The 22,303-nt window shown below is 65.2% G+C and carries 18 protein-coding genes and 1 tRNA gene; 7 read left to right on the plus strand and 12 right to left on the minus strand.

Annotation, left to right across the window (positions count from 1 at the left end; all coding sequences use genetic code 11):
- Nucleotides 1–8: 8 nt before the first annotated feature.
- From ASF09_RS15160 to ASF09_RS15175, 4 genes are all read right to left on the minus strand, one after another.
- Entirely contained in the window at nt 9–1,241 is a 1,233-nt protein-coding gene (locus tag ASF09_RS15160; RefSeq protein WP_060526973.1) for an MFS transporter, read from the minus strand.
- A gap of 143 nt (nt 1,242–1,384) precedes the next feature.
- Nucleotides 1,385–2,374 (minus strand): LacI family DNA-binding transcriptional regulator, encoded by a 990-nt coding sequence (locus ASF09_RS15165; RefSeq protein ID WP_060526974.1) that lies wholly within the window; start codon nt 2,372–2,374, stop codon nt 1,385–1,387.
- A 257-nt stretch (nt 2,375–2,631) separates the two neighbouring features.
- Nucleotides 2,632–4,434 carry an IlvD/Edd family dehydratase gene (locus ASF09_RS15170; protein ID WP_060526975.1) on the minus strand — a complete coding sequence of 601 codons (1,803 nt, stop codon included), beginning with the start codon at nt 4,432–4,434 and terminating at the stop codon, nt 2,632–2,634.
- A gap of 24 nt (nt 4,435–4,458) precedes the next feature.
- Nucleotides 4,459–5,553: an aldose epimerase family protein gene (locus ASF09_RS15175; RefSeq protein WP_404969205.1), complete on the minus strand. Its 1,095-nt coding sequence runs from the start codon at nt 5,551–5,553 to the stop codon at nt 4,459–4,461.
- 188 nt (nt 5,554–5,741) lie between these two features.
- Here ASF09_RS15175 and ASF09_RS15180 point away from each other — a divergent pair, with 188 nt between their 5' ends.
- From ASF09_RS15180 to ASF09_RS15190, 3 genes are all read left to right on the plus strand, one after another.
- Nucleotides 5,742–7,064, plus strand: coding sequence for a sugar MFS transporter (locus ASF09_RS15180; RefSeq protein WP_200912575.1), 1,323 nt, complete (start codon nt 5,742–5,744; stop codon nt 7,062–7,064).
- A 192-nt stretch (nt 7,065–7,256) separates the two neighbouring features.
- Complete coding sequence (gene araD1, locus ASF09_RS15185) at nt 7,257–8,249, plus strand: AraD1 family protein (protein WP_060526976.1); 993 nt, start codon at nt 7,257–7,259, stop codon at nt 8,247–8,249.
- Nucleotides 8,250–8,758: 509 nt separating this feature from the next.
- Entirely contained in the window at nt 8,759–9,745 is a 987-nt protein-coding gene (locus ASF09_RS15190; protein WP_082444321.1) for a class I SAM-dependent methyltransferase, read from the plus strand.
- Between the two features lie 196 nt (nt 9,746–9,941).
- On the opposite strand, the gene ASF09_RS15195 is transcribed toward ASF09_RS15190, so the two are convergent.
- The 3 genes from ASF09_RS15195 to ASF09_RS15205 all read right to left on the minus strand — a co-directional run bounded on the left by ASF09_RS15195 (nt 9,942) and on the right by ASF09_RS15205 (nt 11,978).
- Nucleotides 9,942–10,017: transfer RNA gene (locus ASF09_RS15195), tRNA-Ile, on the minus strand.
- Nucleotides 10,018–10,153: 136 nt separating this feature from the next.
- The gene (locus ASF09_RS15200; protein WP_056050797.1) at nt 10,154–10,420 is read right to left on the minus strand and encodes a hypothetical protein; all 267 of its coding nucleotides are present in this window, start codon (nt 10,418–10,420) and stop codon (nt 10,154–10,156) included.
- 154 nt (nt 10,421–10,574) lie between these two features.
- On the minus strand, nt 10,575–11,978 hold the full coding sequence (locus tag ASF09_RS15205) for a M20/M25/M40 family metallo-hydrolase (protein WP_060526978.1): 1,404 nt from the start codon (nt 11,976–11,978) through the stop codon (nt 10,575–10,577).
- Nucleotides 11,979–12,099: 121 nt separating this feature from the next.
- Between ASF09_RS15205 and ettA the strand changes: the two genes are divergently transcribed.
- Both ettA and ASF09_RS15215 read left to right on the plus strand, forming a co-directional pair.
- Nucleotides 12,100–13,779 carry an energy-dependent translational throttle protein EttA gene (gene ettA, locus ASF09_RS15210; RefSeq protein WP_060526979.1) on the plus strand — a complete coding sequence of 560 codons (1,680 nt, stop codon included), beginning with the start codon at nt 12,100–12,102 and terminating at the stop codon, nt 13,777–13,779.
- A gap of 7 nt (nt 13,780–13,786) precedes the next feature.
- Nucleotides 13,787–14,338, plus strand: a complete 552-nt coding sequence (locus tag ASF09_RS15215) for a hypothetical protein (RefSeq protein WP_060526980.1) — start codon at nt 13,787–13,789, stop codon at nt 14,336–14,338.
- Here the strand turns inward: ASF09_RS15215 and ASF09_RS15220 are convergent, their stop codons facing one another.
- Nucleotides 14,339–14,845 (minus strand): Uma2 family endonuclease, encoded by a 507-nt coding sequence (locus tag ASF09_RS15220; RefSeq protein ID WP_235529844.1) that lies wholly within the window; start codon nt 14,843–14,845, stop codon nt 14,339–14,341. It lies immediately after the preceding gene.
- Between the two features lie 128 nt (nt 14,846–14,973).
- On the opposite strand from ASF09_RS15220, the gene ASF09_RS15225 reads away from it, so the two are divergent.
- Nucleotides 14,974–16,173 (plus strand): sensor histidine kinase, encoded by a 1,200-nt coding sequence (locus tag ASF09_RS15225; protein WP_235529845.1) that lies wholly within the window; start codon nt 14,974–14,976, stop codon nt 16,171–16,173.
- A gap of 126 nt (nt 16,174–16,299) precedes the next feature.
- Here the strand turns inward: ASF09_RS15225 and ASF09_RS15230 are convergent, their stop codons facing one another.
- Genes ASF09_RS15230 through ASF09_RS15245 form a run of 4 tightly spaced genes read right to left on the minus strand, consistent with a single transcriptional unit; the run spans nt 16,300 to nt 21,100 of the window.
- Nucleotides 16,300–17,031 (minus strand): phosphocholine cytidylyltransferase family protein, encoded by a 732-nt coding sequence (locus ASF09_RS15230; protein WP_060526982.1) that lies wholly within the window; start codon nt 17,029–17,031, stop codon nt 16,300–16,302.
- A gap of 1 nt (nt 17,032) precedes the next feature.
- Complete coding sequence (locus tag ASF09_RS15235; protein ID WP_056050788.1) at nt 17,033–18,124, minus strand: inositol-3-phosphate synthase; 1,092 nt, start codon at nt 18,122–18,124, stop codon at nt 17,033–17,035.
- Nucleotides 18,125–18,139: 15 nt separating this feature from the next.
- A complete protein-coding gene (locus ASF09_RS15240; RefSeq protein ID WP_060526983.1) occupies nt 18,140–19,000 on the minus strand; it encodes a CDP-alcohol phosphatidyltransferase family protein in 861 nt (286 codons plus the stop codon).
- Between the two features lie 54 nt (nt 19,001–19,054).
- On the minus strand, nt 19,055–21,100 hold the full coding sequence (locus ASF09_RS15245) for an NAD(+) synthase (protein WP_060526984.1): 2,046 nt from the start codon (nt 21,098–21,100) through the stop codon (nt 19,055–19,057).
- Between the two features lie 74 nt (nt 21,101–21,174).
- Between ASF09_RS15245 and ASF09_RS15250 the strand changes: the two genes are divergently transcribed.
- Nucleotides 21,175–22,197: an alpha/beta hydrolase gene (locus ASF09_RS15250; RefSeq protein WP_235529846.1), complete on the plus strand. Its 1,023-nt coding sequence runs from the start codon at nt 21,175–21,177 to the stop codon at nt 22,195–22,197.
- Nucleotides 22,198–22,303: the final 106 nt, after the last annotated feature.

Below are 22,303 nucleotides of genomic sequence, written 5' to 3' on the forward strand. Positions count from 1 at the left end.
GTTGGACGTCAGTGGGCCATCGCCACGACGTCCGACCCGTCATCCGGTACCGCAACGATGGTCGGGATGATGAGCTGTACCAGTCCCAGCGCCAACAGGTAGGACACCGAGCAGACTCCAAGCAGCGGGCCATAGCCATAGCCCGCTGCGAGCGACACCGCGGCCAGTTGGATCAGCACGATCGACCACATGTTGCCGCAGAACGCCGCGATCCCGATCGTCGAACCGACCGCGCGCGCGGGGACGATATCGGTGGCGAGCGCGAAGACGTTGGTCGAAAACCCCTGATGCGCGAACAGCCCAAGGCCGAGCAGCAGCGCCGCCGACCAGGCATCGTCGACCACCAGCACCAATGTCACCGGCAGGACGAGCAGCGCGTAGAGCAGCATCGTGCCCTTGCGCGCGCGATCGACGCTCCAGCCGCGCGCCATCAGCCGCGTCGGTAGCCAGCCACCGGTCAGCGCCCCCGCCGCCGCCATTGCGTAGGCCAGCGCGACGGGGAGCCCGACGGTCCCTTGCGGCAGCCCGAACATCCGGTGGAACAGGTCGGGCAGCCAGGCGAGCATGAAGAACCAGACCTGGTCCGACAGCACTTTGGCGATCGCGATCGCGGCGGTTTCGCGGCGCTTGAACAGATCGGACCAGCGGATCGGCGCGGGGCGCACGCTGCTCTCGGCGACCGCGGGAATCCGCACCGCGAACCACACCACGACCCAGACGAGCCCAAGTGCACCGGCCGCGAGGAACGCTGCGCGCCAACCATAGGCGACGGCCAGCGCTGGGACGACCAGCGGGGTGATCACCGCGCCGATATTGGGCGCGGTGTTGCCGATGCCGAGCGCGATCGAGCGTTCGCGTTGCGTGAAATAGGTCGCGGCCGACTTGACCGCGGCGGGCGTGCCGATCGACTCTGCGCCGCCGAGCACGACGCGCGCGGCGATGAAGCCGCCAACGCTGCTGACCACCGCGTGTGCCATCCCCGCAAGGCTCCACACCGCGACGCCGAGCGCGAACCCGAGCTTCAGCCCGACGCGGTCGATGAACCAGCCGGTGCCGAGAAACGCGACCGCCGCCGCGACCTGGAACGCCGACAGCATGTTGGCGTAATCCTGGTCCGACCAGTGGAATTCGGCCTCCAGCGTCGGCTTCAACAGCGAGAGGATCTGGCGGTCGACATAGTTCAGCATGATCGCCACGAAGACGAGCGCGACGATGATCCAGCGCCGGCGATCGGTGGACATAGGCTCTCCTGGTTTCAACGGTCCGATAGCGGTGTCACAGCTCGTTCGATCGCGCTCGACCCTTGTCGCATGCGCCCTCATGCCGCCCCCGGCGTCAGTCCGCAACGTCGCCCGGCATGCGAAGCGCCCCCGCGGCTGATCGGTCAGGTCGAGGCGCGGACTACGAGCGCGTGCGCGACCTCGCGGAGTTCGTCGGGTGCGGCACGGCTCAGCAGCAGGTCCGCTGCCTGCCAGGCGAGGTCGCGCACCGGTTGGCGGACCGTCGTCAGCGGAGGCCAGACATAGCTCGCCAGCGCATCGTCGCCGAACCCCGCGATCGCGATGTCGGTGGGAATGCGCAGGCCACGGCGATGCGCGACCATCAGCGCACCCGCTGCCATCTCGTCCGAGCCCGCGAAAATCGCGGTCGGCGGGGAGGGGAGTGTGAGCAACACTTCCGCGGCCTCCGCGCCGCTGGCGAAGTCGTAGCGCCCCTCGACGATCAGTTCGGTTTCGGGCACGATGCCGACCGCCAGCAGCGCGGCTTCGTAGCCGGCACGCCGTTGCGCACTCGTCGCATAGTCGCGGGGGCCGGCGATATGCGCGATCCGGCGGTGACCACGCTCGAGCAGATGCGCGGTCAGTTCTTTCGCGGCGGTTACGTTGTCGATGAACGTCGCCGGCGCGAGGCCCGCCCGCGTTCCGGGCGACACGCGGACGAAGGGGATCGCGCGCGCGGCGAGCAGCGCCAGCACGTCGTCGTTATCCGACAGCGGCGGCGTTAGGATGATCCCGTCGGGGCCGCTGGTGGCGATCAGCGCGTCGAGATCGGCGAGCAGACGCGGCGAGCCCCGGTCGTAGGGCTGGGTGAGGACGCGGACGCCATCGACTTCGCACCGGTCGCGGATACCCTGCTGCATCGCATAGACATAGGCAGGGCTGGGGTTGTCGCAGACCAGCGCGACCTGGAAGGACCGATTGCCGGCGAGCGTCCGCGCGGCGAAACTGGGGCGGAAGTTCAGGTCCGCGACCGCACGCTCGACTTTCTCGCGGGTTTCGGCGCCGACATAGCGTTCCTTGTTGAGGACGCGGCTGACGGTCTTGATCGAGGTTCCGCTGGCGGTGGCGACGTCGCGTATCGTGACCCGTTTCACCGAGAATGCTGTCCGTGCGTCATGGCATTGTTTCGCATCGGCGACTGCGTTGGGCAATGGGTTAGGTTGTCGTTTTCGCCGGGATTCGAGCGGGTGGAGATGCCGCTGGCCTCGCCCCGGTAGATACGGGCTCCCCTCCCTGGAAGGGAGGGGCTGCGGGTGGGTAGGCCCGCTTGTGCCGCAAACGTTCGATAATGCGGAAGCCGACCCACCCCCGACCCCTCCCTTTCAGGGAGGGGGGAAGTGATCGAGCGCGATCAGTGGTTGTCGCGGGGGAGGCCCATGGTCTGCGCGATGCGCTGGTACTTCTCGGCGCCTTCGAGGATCGCGCCGGTCTGCAGCTGGCCGACGGTGGCGCGCTGGATTTCCTGCCACGGGGTCTGCGAGCCGGGATAGGCATAGCCGCCCGCCGCGGTCAGCGTCCGACGGCGTTCGGCGAGTTCGTCGGCCGAGATCAGGACGTCGGCGGTGCCCTTGCCGAGATCGATGCGGACGCGGTCGCCGGTGCGGATCAGCGCGAGCCCGCCCATCGCCGCGGCTTCAGGGCTGGCGTTGAGGATCGATGGCGATCCCGACGTGCCCGATTGGCGCCCGTCGCCGATGCACGGCAGCGCATGGACTCCTTCGCGGATCAGATACGCGGGCGGTCGCATGTTGACGACTTCGGCGGCACCCGGATAGCCGATCGGGCCCGCGCCGCGCATGAACAGCAACGTGTCGGTGGTGATCCCGAGCGAGGGATCGTCGATCCGGTGGTGATAATCCTCCGGCCCGTCGAACACGACCGCGGGACCTTCGAACGCCTCGGGATCGGCGGAGTTCGAAAGGTAGCGCGCGCGGAATTCGGGCGAGATCACGCTGGTCTTCATGATCGCGCTGTCGAACAGATTGCCGCGCAGCACGATGAAGCCCGCGTCCTGGAGTAGCGGCGTCGCGAACGGGCGGATGACGCGCTCGTCCTCGATCGTCGCGTCGCGGCAATTGTCGCCCATCGTCTTGCCGTTGGCGGTCATCGCGTCTTCGTGGATCAGGCCCTGCTTCATCAGCTCGGCCACCACTGCGGGCACGCCGCCGGCATGATAATAATCCTCGCCGAGATATTCGCCGGCGGGCTGGAGGTTGACCATCAGCGGCACCTTGTGGCCGTGCGTCTGCCAGTCGTCGATCGGCAGGTCGACGCCGATATGGCGCGCGATCGCGGCCAGATGGATCGGTGCGTTGGTCGAGCCGCCGATCGCGGAATTGACGACGATCGCGTTGTGGAACGCCTCCTTGGTCAGGATGTCGGACGGCTTCAGATCCTCCGAAACCATGTCGACGATCCGCTTGCCGGTGCGATACGCGACCTCCTGGCGATCACGGTACGGTGCAGGGATCGCGGCCGAACCGGGCAGCTGCATGCCGAGCGCCTCGGCGAGCGAATTCATCGTCGTCGCGGTGCCCATCGTGTTGCAATAGCCGGTCGATGGCGCCGACGAGGCGACGAGCTTGATGAAGCCCTCATCGTCGATCGCGCCGGTCGCGAGCAGTTCGCGCGCCTTCCACACGATCGTCCCCGAGCCGGTCCGCTCGCCCTTGTGCCAGCCGTTGAGCATCGGCCCCACCGACAGCGCGATCGCCGGGATGTTGACTGTCGCCGCGGCCATCAGGCACGCCGGCGTGGTCTTGTCGCAGCCGATCGTCAGCACGACGCCGTCGAGCGGATAGCCGTAGAGCACTTCGACCAGCGCTAGGTACGCGAGGTTGCGGTCGAGACCGGCGGTCGGGCGCTTGCCGGTTTCCTGGATCGGGTGGACCGGGAATTCGAGCGCGATCCCGCCGGCTTCACGGATGCCCTCGCGCAGGCGTTCGGCGAGCACGAGATGGTGGCGATTGCACGGCGACAGGTCACTGCCGGTCTGCGCGATGCCGATGATCGGCTTGCCCGAACGCAGTTCCTCCAGGCTAAGCCCGAAGTTCAGATAGCGCTCCAGATAGAGCGCGGTCATGTCGATGTTCTCGGGGTTGTCGAACCACGCACGGCTCCGGAGCTTCTGGAGAGGGTTGGGCATGTCGGTCATCGGGGGCTTTCTGGAGATCGGGTGTCAGCGGGCGACGGAAAGGCGGTAGATCATCGCGTGGTGATACGGCTTGCCCGGATCGACGCGCGCGGAGACGAAGTTCGGTTTGTTCGGGGCATCAGGGAATTTCTGCGGTTCGAGCGCGATCCCATCACCCATCCGGTAGAGATGGCCGTGCTTGCCGACGAACGTCCCGTCAAGGAAATTGCCGGTGTAGAACTGCACGCCGGGCTCGGTGGTGAGCACTTCGAGAACGCGACCCGACGCCGGATCCTCGAGCCGCGCGGCCAGTTCCGGCTTGGCGGTCAGGCCCTTGTCGAGCGCGAAATTGTGATCGTAGCCATGCCCGTAGCGGATCTGCTGGTCGCGGCCGTCGCGGATACCGTCGCCGACGATGCGGCCGGCGCGGAAGTCGAACACCGTGCCGTCGACGGGTTGCAGGACGCCGGTCGGGATCAGCTTGTCGTCGACCGGGGTGATTGCCTTGGCGGGGATCGTCAGGCGGTGGCCGTAAGTGCCGATCCGCGAGCCTTCGCCGCCGAGATCGAAGATCCCGTGGTTGGTCATGTTGACGATCGTCGGCTTGTCGGTCTTCGCGTCATAGGCGATGCCGAGGTTGCCGGCTTCGTCGAGCGTGTAGGTGACGGTGACGTCGAGGTTGCCCGGATAGCCGGAGTCGCCATCCGGGCTGCGATAGCCGAGCACCAGGGTCGCGGTCGGGCCGCTCTTCAGCGAGAGTACTTTCCATGCGACCTTGTCGAACCCCTTGCCGCCCCCGTGCAGCGAGTTGACCTTGTCGTTGAGCGGCAATTGATAGGCTTTGCCGTCGAGCGTGAAGCGGCCGCCGGCGATGCGGTTGGCGAAACGGCCGACGGTCACGCCGAAGAAATTGGGATGGTCGACATAGGAGGCGAGGTCGTCATAGCCGAGCATCACGTCGGCGATCTTACCGTTGCGGTCCGGGCCCATCAGCGATTGAAGCGTCGCGCCGTAGGACAGGACGCGCGCCGAGACGCCGTGCGCGTTGCTGAGCGTGATCGCCTCTATCGCGGTGCCGTCCTGCAGCGTGCCCGCGGGCGAACGCTTCGCCTCCGCGGCGAACGCGGCCTGTGTCGGCATAATCGCCAGTAACGTCGCCACGATGATCCCCGTCGTCCCCAATGCGCGCATTTCGGTTCCCATCCTTAATCGTCCGACGCCGTTGACGCGCCTTGTCGGGGTATATAGTCCGACAATATATTTCTGAGCAAGCCATGCGGTAAAAGACTGTCGATCGGTCGCCGACATGGCACGGAGGATGGACGATCATGGCGATGCCGATACAGCCTACACAGACGACACGACCCCTGAGTCAGGGGGCGCAGGGCGCGGGGCCGAGTTATCGCTCGGCGCTGACGTTGCTCGCCAGCCTGTTCTTCATGTGGGGCTTCATCACGGTCATCAACAACACGCTGCTGCCGCACCTGCGCAGTGTGTTCGACCTGAGTTATACGCAGACGACGCTGATCGAGAGCGTCTGGTTCATCGCCTATTTCTTCGCGTCGATCCCGTCGGCCAAGCTGATCGAGCGGATCGGGTATCAGAAGTCGATGGTGTTCGGCCTTGCGCTGATGGCGGGCGGTGCGCTGTTGATGGTGCCGGCCGCGCGGATCCCGTCCTACGGCGTTACGCTGGTGGCGTTGTTCATCATCGCCAGCGGGATCACGCTGCTGCAGGTCGCCGCGAACCCGTATGTCGCGGTCGTCGGTCCGCCCGAGACCGCGTCGTCGCGGTTGAACCTGGTCCAGGCGTTCAACTCGGCGGGTGCGACGCTCGCGCCGCTGTTCGGTGGCTATCTTATCCTTGGCCGTTCGACCTCGGGCACCGCTGCGGCAGGATCGACCGCGACGCTGACCGCCGCCGAGCGACTCGCGGATGCGCAGTCGGTGGTGTTGCCGTATCTGATCGTCGCCGGCGTCCTCGTCGTGCTCGCGGTGGTGATCGCGCGGTTCCCGTTGCCGGCGATGGGAGCGTCGACGCAGCGCTCCGCCAAGGAGGCGCGCAAGGGTCTGTCGCTCTGGTCGCACCGCAACCTGGTGTTCGGCATTCCCGCGATCTTCATCTACCTGATCGCCGAGATCGGCGTCGCCAACCTGTTCATCAACTTCGTCAGCCAGCCGCAGATCGGCAACCTCAGCCACGAACAGGCGTCGCATTACCTGTTCATCCTGTGGGGCGGGATGATGGTGGGTCGACTCGTCGGCAGCTATGTCATGCGTACCGTGCCCGCCGAACGCGTGCTCGCGATCGCCAGCATCGGCGCGTGCGTCGTCATGCTGATCGCCACCTTCACCACCGGCCATGTCGCGATGTGGGCGCTGATCTCGGTCGGCCTGTTCCATTCGATCATGTTCCCGACGATCTTCACGCTCGGCATCAAGGGTCTTGGGCCGCTGACCGAGGAGGGCTCGGGACTGCTGATCATGGCAATCGCCGGTGGGGCGCTGGTGATCGTGCAGGGCTGGCTGGCGGACAATTACGGCCTGCAGTCGTCGTTCCTGCTGACCGCGGCGTGCGAACTCTATGTGTTGTTCTACGCGGTGTGGGGATCGAAGGTGACCGATCCGCTGCCCGATCAGACCGTCGCATAATCGGGCGCATGACGACGCGGGCAGGGGGTAACCTTTGGTCGCTGTCATGTCGGACTATTCTGCTGGATGCACTTATACGATATATACGCCTCGATCGCGCTTCCGGCTGGTCGAGGCGTTGGTGTATCTGGCGACGAAATCGCGCCCTGGGTCGGTGCAGTCCGTCACCGCCGGGTCCGTTAGGAGAGAATGATGACGTTACGTTTGCTGCAGCATGTCGGCGCCGACGGTACGCGCTCGGTGATCGCCGCGACCGCCGAGGGGGCGGCGTTCGTGAAGGGCGTCGACAGCGTCCGCGCGCTGGCCACCAAGGCGATCGCCGACGGCAGCGATCTCGCGGCGGCAGTGGCATCTTGCGGGACCGATGCGAGCGTCGACATCGTGGCCGAACTGGCGGCTGGACGGATCATGTCGCCGATCGACCATGTCGATCCGGCGCATCTGATCATGACCGGCACCGGCCTGACGCATCTCGGCTCGGCCGAGGGGCGCGACAAGATGCACCGCGCCGCCGCCGACACGGCGAAGCAGACCGATTCGATGCGGATGTTCCTCGAAGGCGTCGAGGGCGGCAAGCCCGCGCCCGGCCAGCGTGGCCAGCAGCCCGAATGGTTCTACAAGGGTGACGGTTCGGGGCTGGTCGCGCCGGGGGCTGCGCTCACGATGCCCGATTTCGCCGAAGATGGCGGCGAGGAGCCCGAGCTTGCCGGGATCTACCTGATCGGACCGGACGGTACGCCGTTCCGGCTCGGGCTGTGCCTCGCCAACGAGTTCAGCGACCATGTGACCGAGCGGCACAATTATCTGTGGCTGGCGCATTCGAAGCTGCGCCAGGCATCGCTCGGGCCCGAACTGCTGGTCGGTACGCCGCCCGAGCATATCGAGGGCGCGAGCCGCATCCACCGCGACGGCGCATTGCTGTGGGAAAAGCCGTTCCTGTCGGGCGAGGCGAACATGTCGCACAGCATCGCCAATCTCGAGGCGCATCATTTCAAATACGACCTGTTCCGCCGGCCCGGTGATGTCCATGTCCATTTCTTCGGTACCGCGACGCTGTCGTTCGCGGACGGCGTGACGACGCGCGAGGGCGATGTCTTCGAGATCGAGGCCGCGCCGTTCACGCTGCCGCTGCGCAACACGCTGACCAAGGCCGCCCCGCGCCCGCTGTCGGTCGTCACGCTCTAAGCTAGCTCCTACCGACCGACGCTACGATGCCGGGTGTCCGCGCATCGTAAGGTCGGTCGCGCATGTGGCTTTGCATGGCCCGTAGATCGGTCTGGTCCGGCGGATCGACAGTCATGAGACGGCGAGTGCGTCGGATGGCCGTCATGCGCCGCGCCCGCCGCGTCCTGCATGACGCGGTCGAAACGATCGCGCGGCACGGGTGGGCTATGAGCCGTCACCGGTATTTCCGAATGCGGCGAGGCCGTAGAATGCGATCGCCTCGCGCTCGGCGCAGACGTGCTCTCGCCCGATCGATAGCGACGGCTAGAAATTCGTATCACCGGTAATAACGGCACAGCACAACATGTATGTGCTTGTTATGGCTTGCGTTATCAGGTTTGGGCGAATACTGCGCCGACCAGTCAAAAACGAAGAACTACTTGGCATAAAAATTGGAGGCGACGGTTCGGCATGCTTCGCCGGTTCGTCCGGCAGGAGATAATCCGGCGCGTTTTATCGTGCGATCGGTGATGATTTCGGCTGTCGCCGGAACGCGTTGTCTACAGGCGCGAACCTTCCGTCAGGCTCGGGCTTCGAACATATTTTGCGGCGATCGAAAAGACCCGGTTGCAGCTGGACACAGGACAGACAGGCCATCGTGCCAAGGACGAGAGAGGCTGGGCGTGCAGAACATTGACAAGGCGACGGTCGAGGGATTCGGCGAGGAGTGGGCGGCGTTCGATCAGACGGCCATGTCGAACGACGAATGGCAGCACCATTTCGATGGCTATTTCTCGCTGCTCGACTTTAGCCGACTGCCCGCGGAGGCCGAGGGATTCGATCTCGGGTGCGGCTCGGGCCGATGGGCGGCCGGAGTCGTGCCGAAAGTCGGGAAGCTGCACTGCATCGACCCCGCCGCCGCCGCGCTCGATGTCGCCCGCCGCCGCCTGAAAGACAGCACGAACGTCCAGTTCCATCATGCGGATGCTGCAGCCATACCGCTCGCCGACGGCAGCCAGGATTTCGGGTACTCGCTGGGCGTCCTGCACCATATTCCCGATACGGCACAGGCCCTCAGGGACGCGGTCACGAAGCTGAAGCCGGGAGCGCCTTTCCTCACCTATCTATATTATGCGTTCGATCAGCGGCCCGCGTGGTTTCGCGCGACCTGGAAAGCGTCGGATACCGTCCGGCGCGGCATATCGAAGCTGCCGATCGGTCCGCGCAAAGCCATCACCTCGATCATCGCCGCCACCGTGTATTGGCCGGCCGCAAAAGTCGCGACCGTCGTCGACCGGCTGGGTGGGAACGTCGATGCGATTCCGCTGAGTTCCTATCGAAAATACAGCTTCTATACCATGCGGACCGATGCGCTCGATCGCTTCGGAACACGATTGGAGCAGCGATTCTCTAAAGCCCAGATCCAGGCGATGATGGAGGCTGCCGGCCTGGAGGATGTACGGTTCCGTGACGGGGTGCCGTACTGGGTGGCGATCGGTACCAAGAAGCGCGTCTGAGCGAAGCCGACACGACGGCAGATGGTCAGCCGCGCGGATCGCGTGCGTCAGACCTGCGATCATTACGCATACTCGCCATCGGCGCTGTAGTGCACGGGCAGGAGCGGCTCTTGGCTGCAACCCTATGGCTCGCGCGCCGCGAGGGACGTCGAACCGGATGTCCCGACCGGGCGGAGTACGGCATGCGAATGAAAATTGGTGGGCCCGGCAGGAATCGAACCCGCAACCTAGCCGTTATGAGCGGCCAGCTCTAACCGTTGAGCTACAGGCCCCACCGGTGCCTGCGTTAGCGCAAGCGTCCAGCCCGCAAAAGAGCGCAAAGCAACGACCACAAAGAAAAAGGGCGCTCCCGAAGGAACGCCCTTTCCGACACCAAAACTCTATCGAGCGCGAACGCCCGACAGGGTCTTAGTTCATGTTGTCGGTCTTTGCGTCGGCAGCGTCACGGACGTTGTCGGCAGCAGCGTTCATGTTGTCGGCTGCGTTCTCGAGAACGTCGGTAGCGACGCCGTTCGAGGTGTTGTCCGCCATGGCGTCCATGTTGTCAGCCTGCATTTCCATGTTGTCAGCCAGCATGTCCGCGTTGTTCTCAACGGCGGCGGCTTCTGGCGACTTGCTGCAGGCTGCGACGGACATCAGGCCGGCGGCAGCAGCGATCAGAACGATCTTCTTCATTCGAATGCTCCCAAGCATAGTTTCACTCGCGGCCGACCCGATTGCCGTCGCGAAGTCACGTCAAATAGCGGCCCCCGGCGGGGGGTCAATCCGCTAAATTCATCTCTCCGCAAGGTTTGCGGCAGAACGATGACGTTTCGGTTGCAGCGACTGGTCACTTTCCGGGCACGATCGGACCGATTTCCTCGGGCGCATTGGCTACCGTCGCGATCATCGCGGTCCATGCCGCGACGTTCTGGCGAAGCTGCTCAGGGTCGATCCGCTCCAGCGTATCCTCGGGCGTGTGGTGGTAGTCGAAGTACCGCTGGCCTGACTGGTTGAGATCGATCCCCGCCACCCCGGTCGCGATCGTAGGGCCGACATCGGTGCCGCCATGCGGAGCATCGGCCCCGCGGATGATCCCGAGCGGGGCGAGTGCGACGGCCAGGCGATCCTCGATGGGCTTGGCGGCGGCGGGCAGGCTGCTTTCGAACCGCCAGACGCGATCGGCCCCGAAATCCGATTCGGCGGCGGTCGCATGGCGCTCGCCCGCGTGTGCCTTGGCGTAGGCCAGCCCGCCGAAGCCGCCGCTTTCCTCGTCGCCGAACCAGACGACGCGGATCGTGCGGCGTGGGCGCTGGCCGCCGTCCATCACGATCTTGGCAGCCGCCGCGGTGATCGCGATACCCGCGCCGTCGTCGATCGCGCCGGTACCGAGATCCCAGCTGTCGAGATGGCCCCCGACCAGCACGATCCCGGCCTTGGGATCGGTGCCGGGGACTTCAGCGACGACGTTGCCGGATTCGCGCATGCCGACCTGGTGATCGTCGAGGATCAACCGCATCGTCACCGGCTTGCCGAGCTTGATCATCCGTTCGAGGTTCGCTGCGTCGGAGACCGACAGCGCCGCGGCCGGGATCGGCGTGACGCCGGGCTCGAAATTGGTCGTGCCGGCATGCGGCCCGCGGCCCTGGTCCGTGCCGATCGAACGGATCACGATCGCCGCCGCGCCCTTCTTCGAGGCGACATTGGGACCGACGAACCGCGCGGTGCCCTGGCTGCCATAGCTCGACCCGTCCTGCGTCGGCTGCATCGAATTCGAGACGAAGGCGATCCGGCCCTTCAGGCTACCCACTGGCGCCAGCGCAAGATCGTTGTAGCTCGCGAAATACGTCACCGGCAGCGTCAGCCCGGCGGGCGGCGTCGCGCCCGAATTGCCGAGCCCGACCAGCCGCAGCTTCTGCGGATAGGGCGAGACGATCTCGGCGCTCTCGGCGCCGCGCTGCCAGACCGGCAGCTGGTAGGTCTCGATCCGTACGTTCTTGAACCCGAGCGCCTTCAGCTTGGCGACCGACCAGACGCGTGCGCGCGCTTCCGCTTCGGTGCCGGTCATCCGTGGGCCGACCTCGGTCGTGATCCCCTCGACGATCTTGTACGCGGTGTCGTCGGTCAGCGCCTTGTCGCGGAGTGCTGCGACCTTCGCGTCGACCGCGGTCGCCGGGGCAGCGGTGCGCTGCGCCACGACGGGAACGGCGGTGATGACGGCACAGGCCGCTAGAAATGGTGCGATACGCGTCATCGGCTATTCCCCTTGGTGTCGACCCACCGTTAGGTCCGAGCGCGTGCGTTGCCAACCTTCGCGCCTGCCCTTACATGCGCAGATCAATCCCGCCCTCACGAACACCCGAACGGAGACCCCCGTGGCCGGCCAATACGCCTATGTCATGAAGGACATGACGAAGACCTTCCCCGGCGCGCCCAAGCCGGTGCTGTCGAACATCAACCTGCAATTCTATCATGGCGCCAAGATCGGCATCGTCGGCCCCAACGGTGCAGGCAAGTCGACGCTGATCAAGATCATGGCCGGCATCGACAAGGATTATACCGGCGAGGCATGGCCGGGCGAGAACGTCACGGTCGGCTATCTGGAGCAGGAGCCGCAGCTCGACGCCTCGAAGACCGTGCTGGAGAACGTCAAGGACGGCGCGCGCGGCGTTGCGGACATGGTCGACCGTTTCAACGCGATTTCGGCCGAGATGGGCGATCCCCAGGACGACACCGACTTCGACGCGCTGCTCGAAGAGATGGGCACGCTACAGGAAAAGATCGACGCGGTCGACGGGTGGACGCTCGACAACCAGCTCGAGGTCGCGATGGAAGCACTGCGCTGCCCGCCGGGCGACTGGCCGGTCGACAAGCTGTCGGGTGGTGAGAAGCGCCGCGTCGCACTGACCCGCCTGCTGATCCAGAAGCCGGGGATCCTGCTGCTCGACGAGCCCACCAACCATCTCGACGCCGAAAGCGTCCAGTGGCTGGAGAACCACCTGAAGGATTATGCCGGCGCGGTGCTGATGATCACCCATGACCGCTATTTCCTCGACAACGTCGTCGGCTGGGTCCTGGAGCTCGATCGTGGCAAGTATTTCCCGTACGAGGGCAACTACTCGACCTATCTCGAGAAGAAGGCCAAGCGCCTCGAGCAGGAGGATCGCGAGGAATCCGGTCGTCAGACCGCGATCAAGAACGAGCTCGAATGGATCCGCCAGGGTGCCAAGGCACGCCAGACCAAGTCCAAGGCGCGTATCGCCAACTTCGAACGCCTCGTTTCCGCACAGGAAAACCGCTCGCCGGGCAAGGCGCAGATCGTCATCCAGGTGCCCGAGCGTCTCGGCGGCAAGGTGATCGAGCTCGACAATGTCTCGAAAGCCTACGGCGACAAGCTGCTGTTCGAAAATCTCAGCTTCACGTTGCCGGCGGGCGGCATCGTCGGCGTCATCGGTCCCAACGGCGCCGGCAAATCGACTTTGTTCAAGCTGATCACCGGGCAGGAGACACCGGACAGCGGCACGATCGACAAGGGATCGACCGTGCGGTTGGGCTATGTCGACCAGAGCCGCGATCATCTCGACGACAAGAAGAACGTCTGGGAAGAGATTTCCGACGGCCTCGATTCGATGAAGGTCAACGGCTTCGACCAGTCGACGCGCGCCTATGTCGGTGCGTTCAACTTCAAGGGCCAGGACCAGCAGAAGAACGTCGGCAAGCTGTCGGGCGGCGAGCGCAACCGCGTCAATATCGCCAAGATGCTGAAGCGCGGCGGCAACGTACTGCTGCTCGACGAACCGACCAACGATCTCGATGTCGAGACCCTGGGCGCGCTCGAGGAAGCGATCGAGAACTTCGCCGGGTGCGCGGTGGTGATCAGCCACGACCGCTTCTTCCTGGATCGTCTCGCCACGCACATCCTGGCGTTCGAGGGCAACAGCCATGTCGAATGGTTCGAAGGCAATTTCGAATCCTACGAAGAGGACAAGCGCCGCCGTCTGGGCGATGCGGCGGATCGTCCGACCGCGCTGTCCTACAAGAAGCTGACCCGCTGATCATGGCGTGCTGAGAGGTCTCGACGAGGAACTGGCGGCTTACAAATACTCGCATGTCGAGCGTGAGCGGCGGTTCCTCGTCGATCCTCTGAAGCGGCCATCGCTGGACGGTTGCCGGTCGATCCTGATCGAGGATCTCTACATTACGGATACGCGGTGCCGGCTGCGGCGGAAGACCGACAGCGTCGGCGGGCGCGTGGTGCTTAAGCTGTCGAAGAAATACGATGTCCCCGATCCGCTCACGCGGCCGCTGGTGGCGACGTATCTGACGTCGGAGGAAGACGCGCTATTCGCGGCGTTGCCGGGGCACTGGTTCCGCAAGCGGCGGCATGCGGTTTCGAGCGCGTCGGGCGAGTTCGGAATCGATTCGTTCGAAGGGGCGCTCGCCGGGCTCGAGCTAGCCGAGATAGAGCAGCCCGACGCCGCGTCGCTGGCGGCCGTGCAGCCACCCGAATGGGCTCGGTCCGAGGTTACGTATGATCCGGACTTTCAGGGCGGCACATTGGCGTTGCTCGATCAATCAAGCGCACAGATATTCGTCCAACAAGCGATGGGCTGATTAAAGCGTCGCGGTGTCGACTGTCAGGTCCGGGATGGTCGTCGACTCTATGCCCGCGTCAAAGGGCGCGTCGCGTGATTGGGTGAAGCGATCGCCGACCGGTGCCCACATCTGATGGATCACTCTGGCGCGGACGTTGACGACCCAATATTCCGCGATGCCCTCACGCGCATAGATCTTGCGCTTTCGGCCGAGATCGTTGCGCAGTGTCGTGTCGGCAACCTCGATGACGAGCGCGAGCGAGGAAAGCGGGATCAGGCCTTCGCCTTCCGGCTCGGCGGTCACGGCGATATCCGGTTCCGGCACGTTGTACGGCGGCATCGAGACCGACCCCTCGACCAGCGCCTCCAGACTTCCACCCAGGTCGCGCAACGCTGCTGCGACAAGGAAGTATAGCCGTGACTTGATCCGCGCGTGCGGCCGGTGCTGCGAATTCATGTAGACGATTTCCCCGTCCAGCAGCTCGGTCTTGCCATACGCCTCGAACGCGCCGGCGGCGTCGAGCATCAGATAGTCCTCGACCCGAAGCTTTACGGGGAGCGGCACGGTGGTAAGAGGCACCATCTCGGTCATCGCGCGAGCCTAGCATGATCGGCAAGCGTCCCCAAGACGCGTGAAACAGAGCGGAGTATGTATTGCCTATCGTCGAACCTTCTCCCGGCGGGGATAGTCCTCCGGGTGCGGGCGAGCTTGAGTATCGCCTGCGTCAGCAATCGATCCTGGCCGATTTCGGGATCGAGGCTTTGCGTGCGCGGGATCTGCAGCCGATGTTGCAGCGCGCGACCGAATTGTGCGGCGAGGGGATGCGCTCGAAATATTGCAAGTTCCTCGAATATCGCCCCGAGCAGGATACGCTGCTGGTGCGCGCCGGCATCGGCTGGGAGCCTGGCGTGGTCGGGTCGACCGAGATGCGGACCGATCTCGGGTCGCCGGCGGGGTTTGCGCTGGAGACGGGTCTGCCGGTGATTTCGAACCACCTCGAGAACGAGCAGCGTTTCCGTACGCCCGAGTTCATGGCGCGGCATAATATCCGGCGCGCGATCAACGTGCTGGTGGAGACGTCGGGCAAGCGCTTTGGCGTGCTCGAAGTCGACAGCCCCGACGAGGGTCAGTTCGAGCCGGCCGACTTCGCGTTCATGCAGGGGTTTGCGAACCTCATCGGCGTGGCGATCGAGCGGCAGCAGGCGGAGCAGCGGCTGAGCGAGGCGATGGAGCATCAGGAATTGCTCACGCGGGAGGCTAGCCACCGCGTGAAGAACAGCCTTGCGCTCGTGTCGGCGATGCTCAACCTCCAGATGCAGGAGGACGACGATCCGCGGATCCGGCGGCTGCTCGGCGATGCGCAGGCGCGGATCACGGCGATCGCGCAGACGCACGACCAGTTGTGGCGCGGCGATCAGGTCGGGATCGTCGCGCTCAACGATCTGGTCTGCGGGATCGCGACTGGTCTGGGGGAGCAGTCGCCCAACCACCGGATCGAATGCGATATCGAGGCGATCCTGATCAGCGCGGACGTCGCGATCCCGATGGGGTTGCTGGTTACCGAGCTGGTCACCAACGCGATCAAATATGCGTATGGCGACGATGGCGGCGTGATCCTGGTCACGGTGCGGAGCGCGGAGGGGCGGATCGTGCTGACGGTGTCGGACGAGGGCGATGGGTTGCCGGCGGACTTCGACCTGAAGACGGCGTCGCGGAAAAGCCTCGGGATGCGGATGATCGGCAGCCTCGCGCGGCAGTTGCGTGGGGCGGTGACCATCGAGAATGCGCAGGTCGGGACGTGCGCGACGCTGGACGTGCCTGATCCTCGAGTCGAGGAAGCCTCGGCGTCCTGACGACATCCCGTCGTCCTGACGAAGGTCAGCACCCAGAGCCCAAAGGGCGCCACTCGTAACACTGGATCCTGGCTTTCGTCAGGATGACGGGTTTGGTTCTCCTGCGTTCGCAGGAGAACGGGAGTTTCAGGCCGCTACGGCATCCGCCTTGGTTGCCATCCACGCTTCGGCCTTCGCCAGCGCGGGGGCGTCGTCGACGTCGATCCAGTCGATATCGCTGCAATCCACGATCCGGGCTAGGCCCTGTGCGGCGAGCAGGCGGACGCCTTCCGTGAGCGAGGGGCTAGCGAGCGTGGCCAGCGCATCCGACAGCGCAGGGCTGATCGCGAAGACTCCGGTGTCGTAGCAGTCGTGCGGTTCGAGGCCCTTGCCGATCGCGACGATGCGGTCGTCCTCGGTCGCCACGCAGGTGACGTCCTCGGGGTCGACCCAGTCATGGCCGAGGCGTCGGTCGATGCCGAGGCGCAGACCACCGCCAGCGCCGGTCTTCGCCATGCGGGCGTAAAGTTCGGGACTGACGAGATGGTCGCACATCGCGAGGATCGCTTCGCTACCGGCCAGCGCATCGCGCGCCGCCAGTACCGAGACGCCGTTAGGTTCGCGGTGATCCGCCAGCACAGTCTCGACGGCCAGCGGCCAGCGCCGGCTACCGAGATACGCCTCGATCGCCTCGCGCCCGTAGCTCACCGTAACGATCGCCCGCGCAAAGCCAGCTTCCGCCAATCCTTCGAGCGCGTGGGCGATCAGCGGCCGCCCCGCGACCGCGCAGAGCGGCTTGTACGGGGCGGAGGTGCGAAGGCGGCTGCCTTCCCCGGCGGCGAGGATGATCGCCGTTTCAACCCGGGGCGTATCGATCATATCAGGCGGCCTTGATGAACCGCTCGACTTCGATCTGCGCGAGATCGTCGGTCATCTGCGTGCGCGGGTGCTTGCAGAAATAGGCCGATGCAGGATCGATCACGCCGGCGATGCCGCGATCCTTGGCGATCTTGGCGCAACGGATCATGTCGATCGCGACACCCGCCGAGTTGGGGCTGTCCTCGACCGAGAGACGTAGCTCGATGTTCATCGGCACGCCGCCGAACAGCTGGCCTTCCATGCGCAGGAAGCAGACCTTGTTGTCGTTCTGCCAGGGCACATAGTCCGACGGGCCGATATGGACATTGTCGTCGTCCATGCGCTCGGCCGCTACCGACTGGACCGCTTCGGTCTTCGAGATTTTCTTCGACTCGAGACGGCGATGGTTCGACATGTTGAGGAAGTCGGTATTGCCGCCGGTGTTGAGCTGATACGTACGATCCAGCTTCACGCCACGCTTGGCGAACAGGTCGGTCAGCACGCGGTGGACGATCGTCGCGCCGAGCTGTGCCTTGATGTCGTCGCCGATGATCGCGACGCCGGCGTCTTCGAACTTCTTCGCCCAGACCGGGTTCGACGCGATAAACACGGGGATGTTGTTGACGAATGCAACGCCTGCTTCGATCGCGCATTCGGCGTAGAATTCGGTCGCTTCCTGCGAACCGACCGGCAGGTAGTTCATCAGCACGTCGGCGCCCGATGCCTTCAGCTCCGCGATGACCTCTTCACGGGTCGGCTCGGCGGCGTCGGACACGAGGAACGTGCGGTCGTCCTTGAAGTCGGCCATGTGGTCAGCGACGCCGTCCAGCTTCTTGCCCATCTTCACGATCGTGCCGGTGTTGCCGACATTGGGTGCGAACACCGCGGTGCAGTTGGGCTTGGCGAAGATCGCCTCGGCGACGTCCTTGCCGACCTTGCGACGATCGACGTCCCAGGCCGCGACGACCTTGATGTCGCTCGGCTTGTAGCCACCCATGTCGAAATGCATCAGGCCAACCTGGTCGTTTGCCCCCTCGCGATAATGCTCGAGGCCCTGGACGAGCGAGCTCGCGCAGTTGCCGATGCCGACCACGGCGATCCGAATGCTATTCATTACTGACCCTGTTCCTTACGAAAGATGCATGCGCGACGCGGTCTTTGGTCGCGTTGCGGAAGTACGACGAACGAAGGCGCGTTCGACACGACGGTGCCAGACGAGCCCGACGATGGCGACGAGCGTCAAAGGGACGATCTCGAACCACCAGAAGATGCGCGGGTTGCCCGCGAAGCAGGCGACGAAGATCGCCCATACCCGGACATTCGCGGTAAGCAAGGCCATGAAGCGCAACGGCGCGACGGCACGGGCACCGTAGAGCGTGCCAAGCGCGACCGGATCGCTCGACTGGCCGAGCGTGCGTTCGAACGGCATCGCGATCCGGTCGATGCTGCCGGCGACCCCGTCGTAGAAGCGGACGAGCGCATTGCCGGTCGGCACGGGCGGCGCTTCGAGCGCCACGCCCTTGATGCGACGATGGAAGCGCGAGCGCTCGCCTTCGTACATGTTCGACTGCACCGCATGCGCGCCACCCGCGGCAAAGGCGAGGATCCAGCCCTCGGGCGTGTCGATCGTGATCGCCAGCGCGGTGTAGATCAGTGCGAAGACGCCGTGATCGCACAATCCGTCGAGCATCCGCCCGAGCGGGCTCGCGGTCTTGGTTGCGCGCGCGACCATGCCGTCGAGTCCGTCGGCGATCAGCCAACCGATCGACAGCACCAGACCGACCAGGGCGAGCGCCCAGCTATGCCATTGCGCATAGGCAATAGCCGCGGCACCTCCGAGGCAAAGCCCCGCCACCGACACCGCATTCGCCGAAATACCACGCGCAAGCGCGACCGGCAGCAGCGCACGGCCCGCCGGATGAATCAGCCAAAGGTTAGATGGGATCTCGATCCGGCGATCGCGCGATCCATCCGGTGGAGCCACTGTCATAGGATTTTCATAATGCGCCGCGCGGGCGATTTATGCAAGGTAGTGCAACGAACCTTACGGAACGCTTGAGCGCAATTCTTCGATCCAAGTGGTTGCGATCCCGTCCGAGGGCGCGCGCCAATCGCCGCGCGGCGACAATGCGCCTCCCGCCGAGACCTTCGGCCCGTTCGGCATCGCCGATCGTTTGAACTGGCTGGTCGTGAAGAACCGGACCAGGAATTTCTCCAGCCACGCCTTTATAGTCGGCAGGTCGTAGGCGACGCGCGCATCTGCCGGCAGGTCTTCAGGCCAGGCGCCGACGCTCGCATCGCGCCACGCGTGCCAGGCGAGAAACGCGATCTTCGATGGCGCGAGCCCGTAGCGGATCACGTAATGCGCGAAGAAATCGTTCAGCGCGTACGGCCCGATCATCGACTCGGTGCTCTGCAGTGCGCCGTCCGCCCCCGCCGGCACGAGTTCGGGCGAAATCTCCTGCGCGAGGATCGTCGACAGGATCGCGTCGGTCGCCGCGTCATACTGGTCGGTGCGGATACACCAGCGGATCAGGAACTGGATCAGCGTCTTGGGCACGCCTGCGTTGACCGCGTAATGGCTCATCTGGTCGCCGACGCCGTAGGTGCACCAGCCGAGCGCCATCTCGCTGAGATCGCCGGTGCCCAGCACGATCCCGCGGCGCTGATTGGCGAGGCGAAAGAGGTAATCGGTGCGCAGACCCGCCTGCACGTTCTCGAAGGTGATGTCGTAGACGGGTTCGCCTTCGCTGAAGGGGTGGCCGATGTCCTCCAGCATGCGGCGAGCGGCTGGCCGGATGTCGATCTCTTCCGCGGTGATGCCGAGCGCGCGCATCAGCGCCCAGGCGTTCGCTTTGGTGCCTTCGCCGGTCGCGAATCCGGGCATTGTGAAGCCGAGGATCGCGCTACGGGGGCGGCCGAGGCGGTCCATTGCCTTCGCCGCGACGATCAGCGCGTGAGTCGAGTCGAGGCCGCCAGATACGCCGATCACGATCGTGTCGGCATGCGCGGCGACGAGGCGCTTCGACAGTGCCTCCACCTGGATGTTGAACGCCTCGTAGCAATCGTCGTCACGCCGCGCTGGATCGTTCGGCACGAACGGAAAGCGACGTATGGCGCGTTCGAGGCAACTGTCCTCAAGTACCGGCGCGTGATCGAACCCGATCCTTCGGAAGCGTGTCTCGGGATTGCCGGCGAACACGGCGGCATCGTTGAACGTGCCGGTCCGCAGGCGCTCCTGCGTGATCCGTTCGCAGTCGACGTCGGCAACGACCAGCTCGGGTTCGGTCGAGAACCGCGCCGACTCCGCGATCTGTTCGCCGAGTTCGTGGATCAGCCCTTGGCCGTCCCATGCGACTTCGGTGGTGCTCTCGCCCGGTCCCGCGGCGGAATAGACATAGGCGCAGACCGCGCGCGCCGATTGCGCCGCCGCCAGCATCGCCCGATCGCGCGCCTTGCCGATCACAATGTTGGACGCGGACAGGTTGCAGCAGATCAGTGCGCCCGCGAGCGCGCCCGCGGTCGATGGCGGGGTCGGGGCCCAGTAATCCTCGCAGATCTCGGCATGGAAGACGAAACCGGGCAGGTCGCGCGCCGCGAAGATCAGGTCGGTCCCGAACGGTACGTCTTCGCCATTGAGGTCGATCGTCAGTCCGGTCATCCCGGTGCCGCTTGCGAACCAGCGCTTCTCGTAGAACTCGCGGTAGTTGGGCAGGAACGTCTTCGGGACCACGCCGAGCACACGGCCCCGCGCGATCGCCAGCGCGCAATTGTACAACCGCCCGTTCCGAACCAGCGCCGCGCCGACGAGCAGAACCGGCCGCACCTCGGTGCTGGCCGCCACCACGGTCGCGATCGCTGCCAGCGTCGCGCGCTGCTGCGCGGTCTGGAGATGCAGGTCGTCGATCGCATAGGAGGTGAGGTTCAGTTCGGGGAACACCACGAGGTCGACGCCCCGCGCGTGCGCCTCCTTCGCCAACGCGATCGTCGCGTCTGCGTTGGCGGCGGTATCCCCCACCGACGCGCGCGGCGTGGCGGCGGCAACCCGGATCAGGCCGTGGCGATGGATCGCGAAGAACGGATGCGTCATACCCGTACCGATAAACGCCAAGCCCGCGTCACGCCACCGGCTTGCGTCGTCGGCGCGCAAAAGGAGTTGCAGGGTTGAACAATATCTTGGCTTTGGTCTCCGCATCGGTCTCGGCATCGCTGCTGACGATCGGCGCGGTCGCGATTGCGCCAGCCCAGACTAAACCGAGCGCCGATCCGCCAACCGAGATCGCGAAGGTTGCGACGGTTGGGGTGTGGCAACCGGGACCGGGCGGTACGCAGGTGCCGCTGTGGCCGAAGGATCTTGCGATCCTGAAGCCCGACAGCGGCGATCGCCCTGAGGAAACCGGCAACGGCTCGCCGCTCGTCGGGGGGCGGGCGTGGCATTGGGCAAGCTACGTCTCGCGACCGACGATGTCGGTCTACCGGCCGAAACGGAAGACTGGCGGAGCGACGATCCTTGTCCTGCCGGGCGGCGGGTTCTCGGCGGTGGCGATCGATCTCGAAGGCACCGAAATCTGCGATTGGGTCGTCCGGCAGGGCATGACCTGCGTGATCCTGAAATACCGCGCACCCCAGGAATGGACCGTCGACAAGAAGACGGGCTTCGGTCGACGGCCAGAAATCCTGTTGGCCTTGCAGGATGCCCAGCGCGCCGTCGGTCTGCTGCGGCATGGGGCGGCCGGCTATGGCATCGATCCGCACAAGATCGGCGTCATGGGGTTTTCTGCTGGCGCGTATGTGGCGGCGTCGCTGAGCAATGCCGAGCGACGGACTTATCTGACGGTCGATGCAGCCGACCGCGAGCCGTCGCGCCCCGACTTCGCCGTGCTGGCCTATACCGGGCGCCTTTGGGATCGCAGCAACGCCAAGACCGATCTGGGGTTGGCGCCATGGGTGACGATCAGTGCTAAGGCGCCGCCGACGCTGCTGATCCACGCGATGAACGATCCGACCGACAATGTCCGGCATGCGATGGCGTATGCGCTCGCGTTGAACGAGGCCGGCGTACCGGTCGATCTGCGCCTCTATGCGAAGGGACGCCACGCCTTCGGCATGCGGCCGACGACGGCCCCGGTCACCCGCGAATGGCCGGGGCAGGTACGGCAATGGTTGCAGGATCTCGGCATGCTGTGACCGGCGCGATACTGGAGATTCCGATCGCGGCGTCCTCAGCCGTTCGCAGGCGCTTGCGGGGACATCGGTCGCAATCTACCCCCGTGTCGTCGTATTCGAAGGAACG

Origin of the sequence: Sphingomonas sp. Leaf242, from assembly GCF_001422045.1 — a bacterium.
Classification (GTDB): domain Bacteria; phylum Pseudomonadota; class Alphaproteobacteria; order Sphingomonadales; family Sphingomonadaceae; genus Sphingomonas.

Coding starts and splice junctions, on each gene's coding strand:
- ASF09_RS15160 (WP_060526973.1), bottom strand. CDS start 1,241: ATGTCCACCGATCGCCGGCGCTGGATCATCGTCGCGCTCGTCTTCGTG.
- ASF09_RS15170 (WP_060526975.1), bottom strand. CDS start 4,434: ATGACCGACATGCCCAACCCTCTCCAGAAGCTCCGGAGCCGTGCGTGG.
- ASF09_RS15175 (WP_404969205.1), bottom strand. CDS start 5,553: ATGCCGACACAGGCCGCGTTCGCCGCGGAGGCGAAGCGTTCGCCCGCG.
- ASF09_RS15180 (WP_200912575.1), top strand. CDS start 5,742: ATGGCGATGCCGATACAGCCTACACAGACGACACGACCCCTGAGTCAG.
- araD1 (WP_060526976.1), top strand. CDS start 7,257: ATGACGTTACGTTTGCTGCAGCATGTCGGCGCCGACGGTACGCGCTCG.
- ASF09_RS15190 (WP_082444321.1), top strand. CDS start 8,759: ATGATTTCGGCTGTCGCCGGAACGCGTTGTCTACAGGCGCGAACCTTC.
- ASF09_RS15200 (WP_056050797.1), bottom strand. CDS start 10,420: ATGAAGAAGATCGTTCTGATCGCTGCTGCCGCCGGCCTGATGTCCGTC.
- ASF09_RS15205 (WP_060526978.1), bottom strand. CDS start 11,978: ATGACGCGTATCGCACCATTTCTAGCGGCCTGTGCCGTCATCACCGCC.
- ASF09_RS15220 (WP_235529844.1), bottom strand. CDS start 14,845: ATGCTCGACGCCGCCGGCGCGTTCGAGGCGTATGGCAAGACCGAGCTG.
- ASF09_RS15230 (WP_060526982.1), bottom strand. CDS start 17,031: ATGATCGATACGCCCCGGGTTGAAACGGCGATCATCCTCGCCGCCGGG.
- ASF09_RS15235 (WP_056050788.1), bottom strand. CDS start 18,124: ATGAATAGCATTCGGATCGCCGTGGTCGGCATCGGCAACTGCGCGAGC.
- ASF09_RS15240 (WP_060526983.1), bottom strand. CDS start 19,000: ATGACAGTGGCTCCACCGGATGGATCGCGCGATCGCCGGATCGAGATC.
- ASF09_RS15245 (WP_060526984.1), bottom strand. CDS start 21,100: ATGACGCATCCGTTCTTCGCGATCCATCGCCACGGCCTGATCCGGGTT.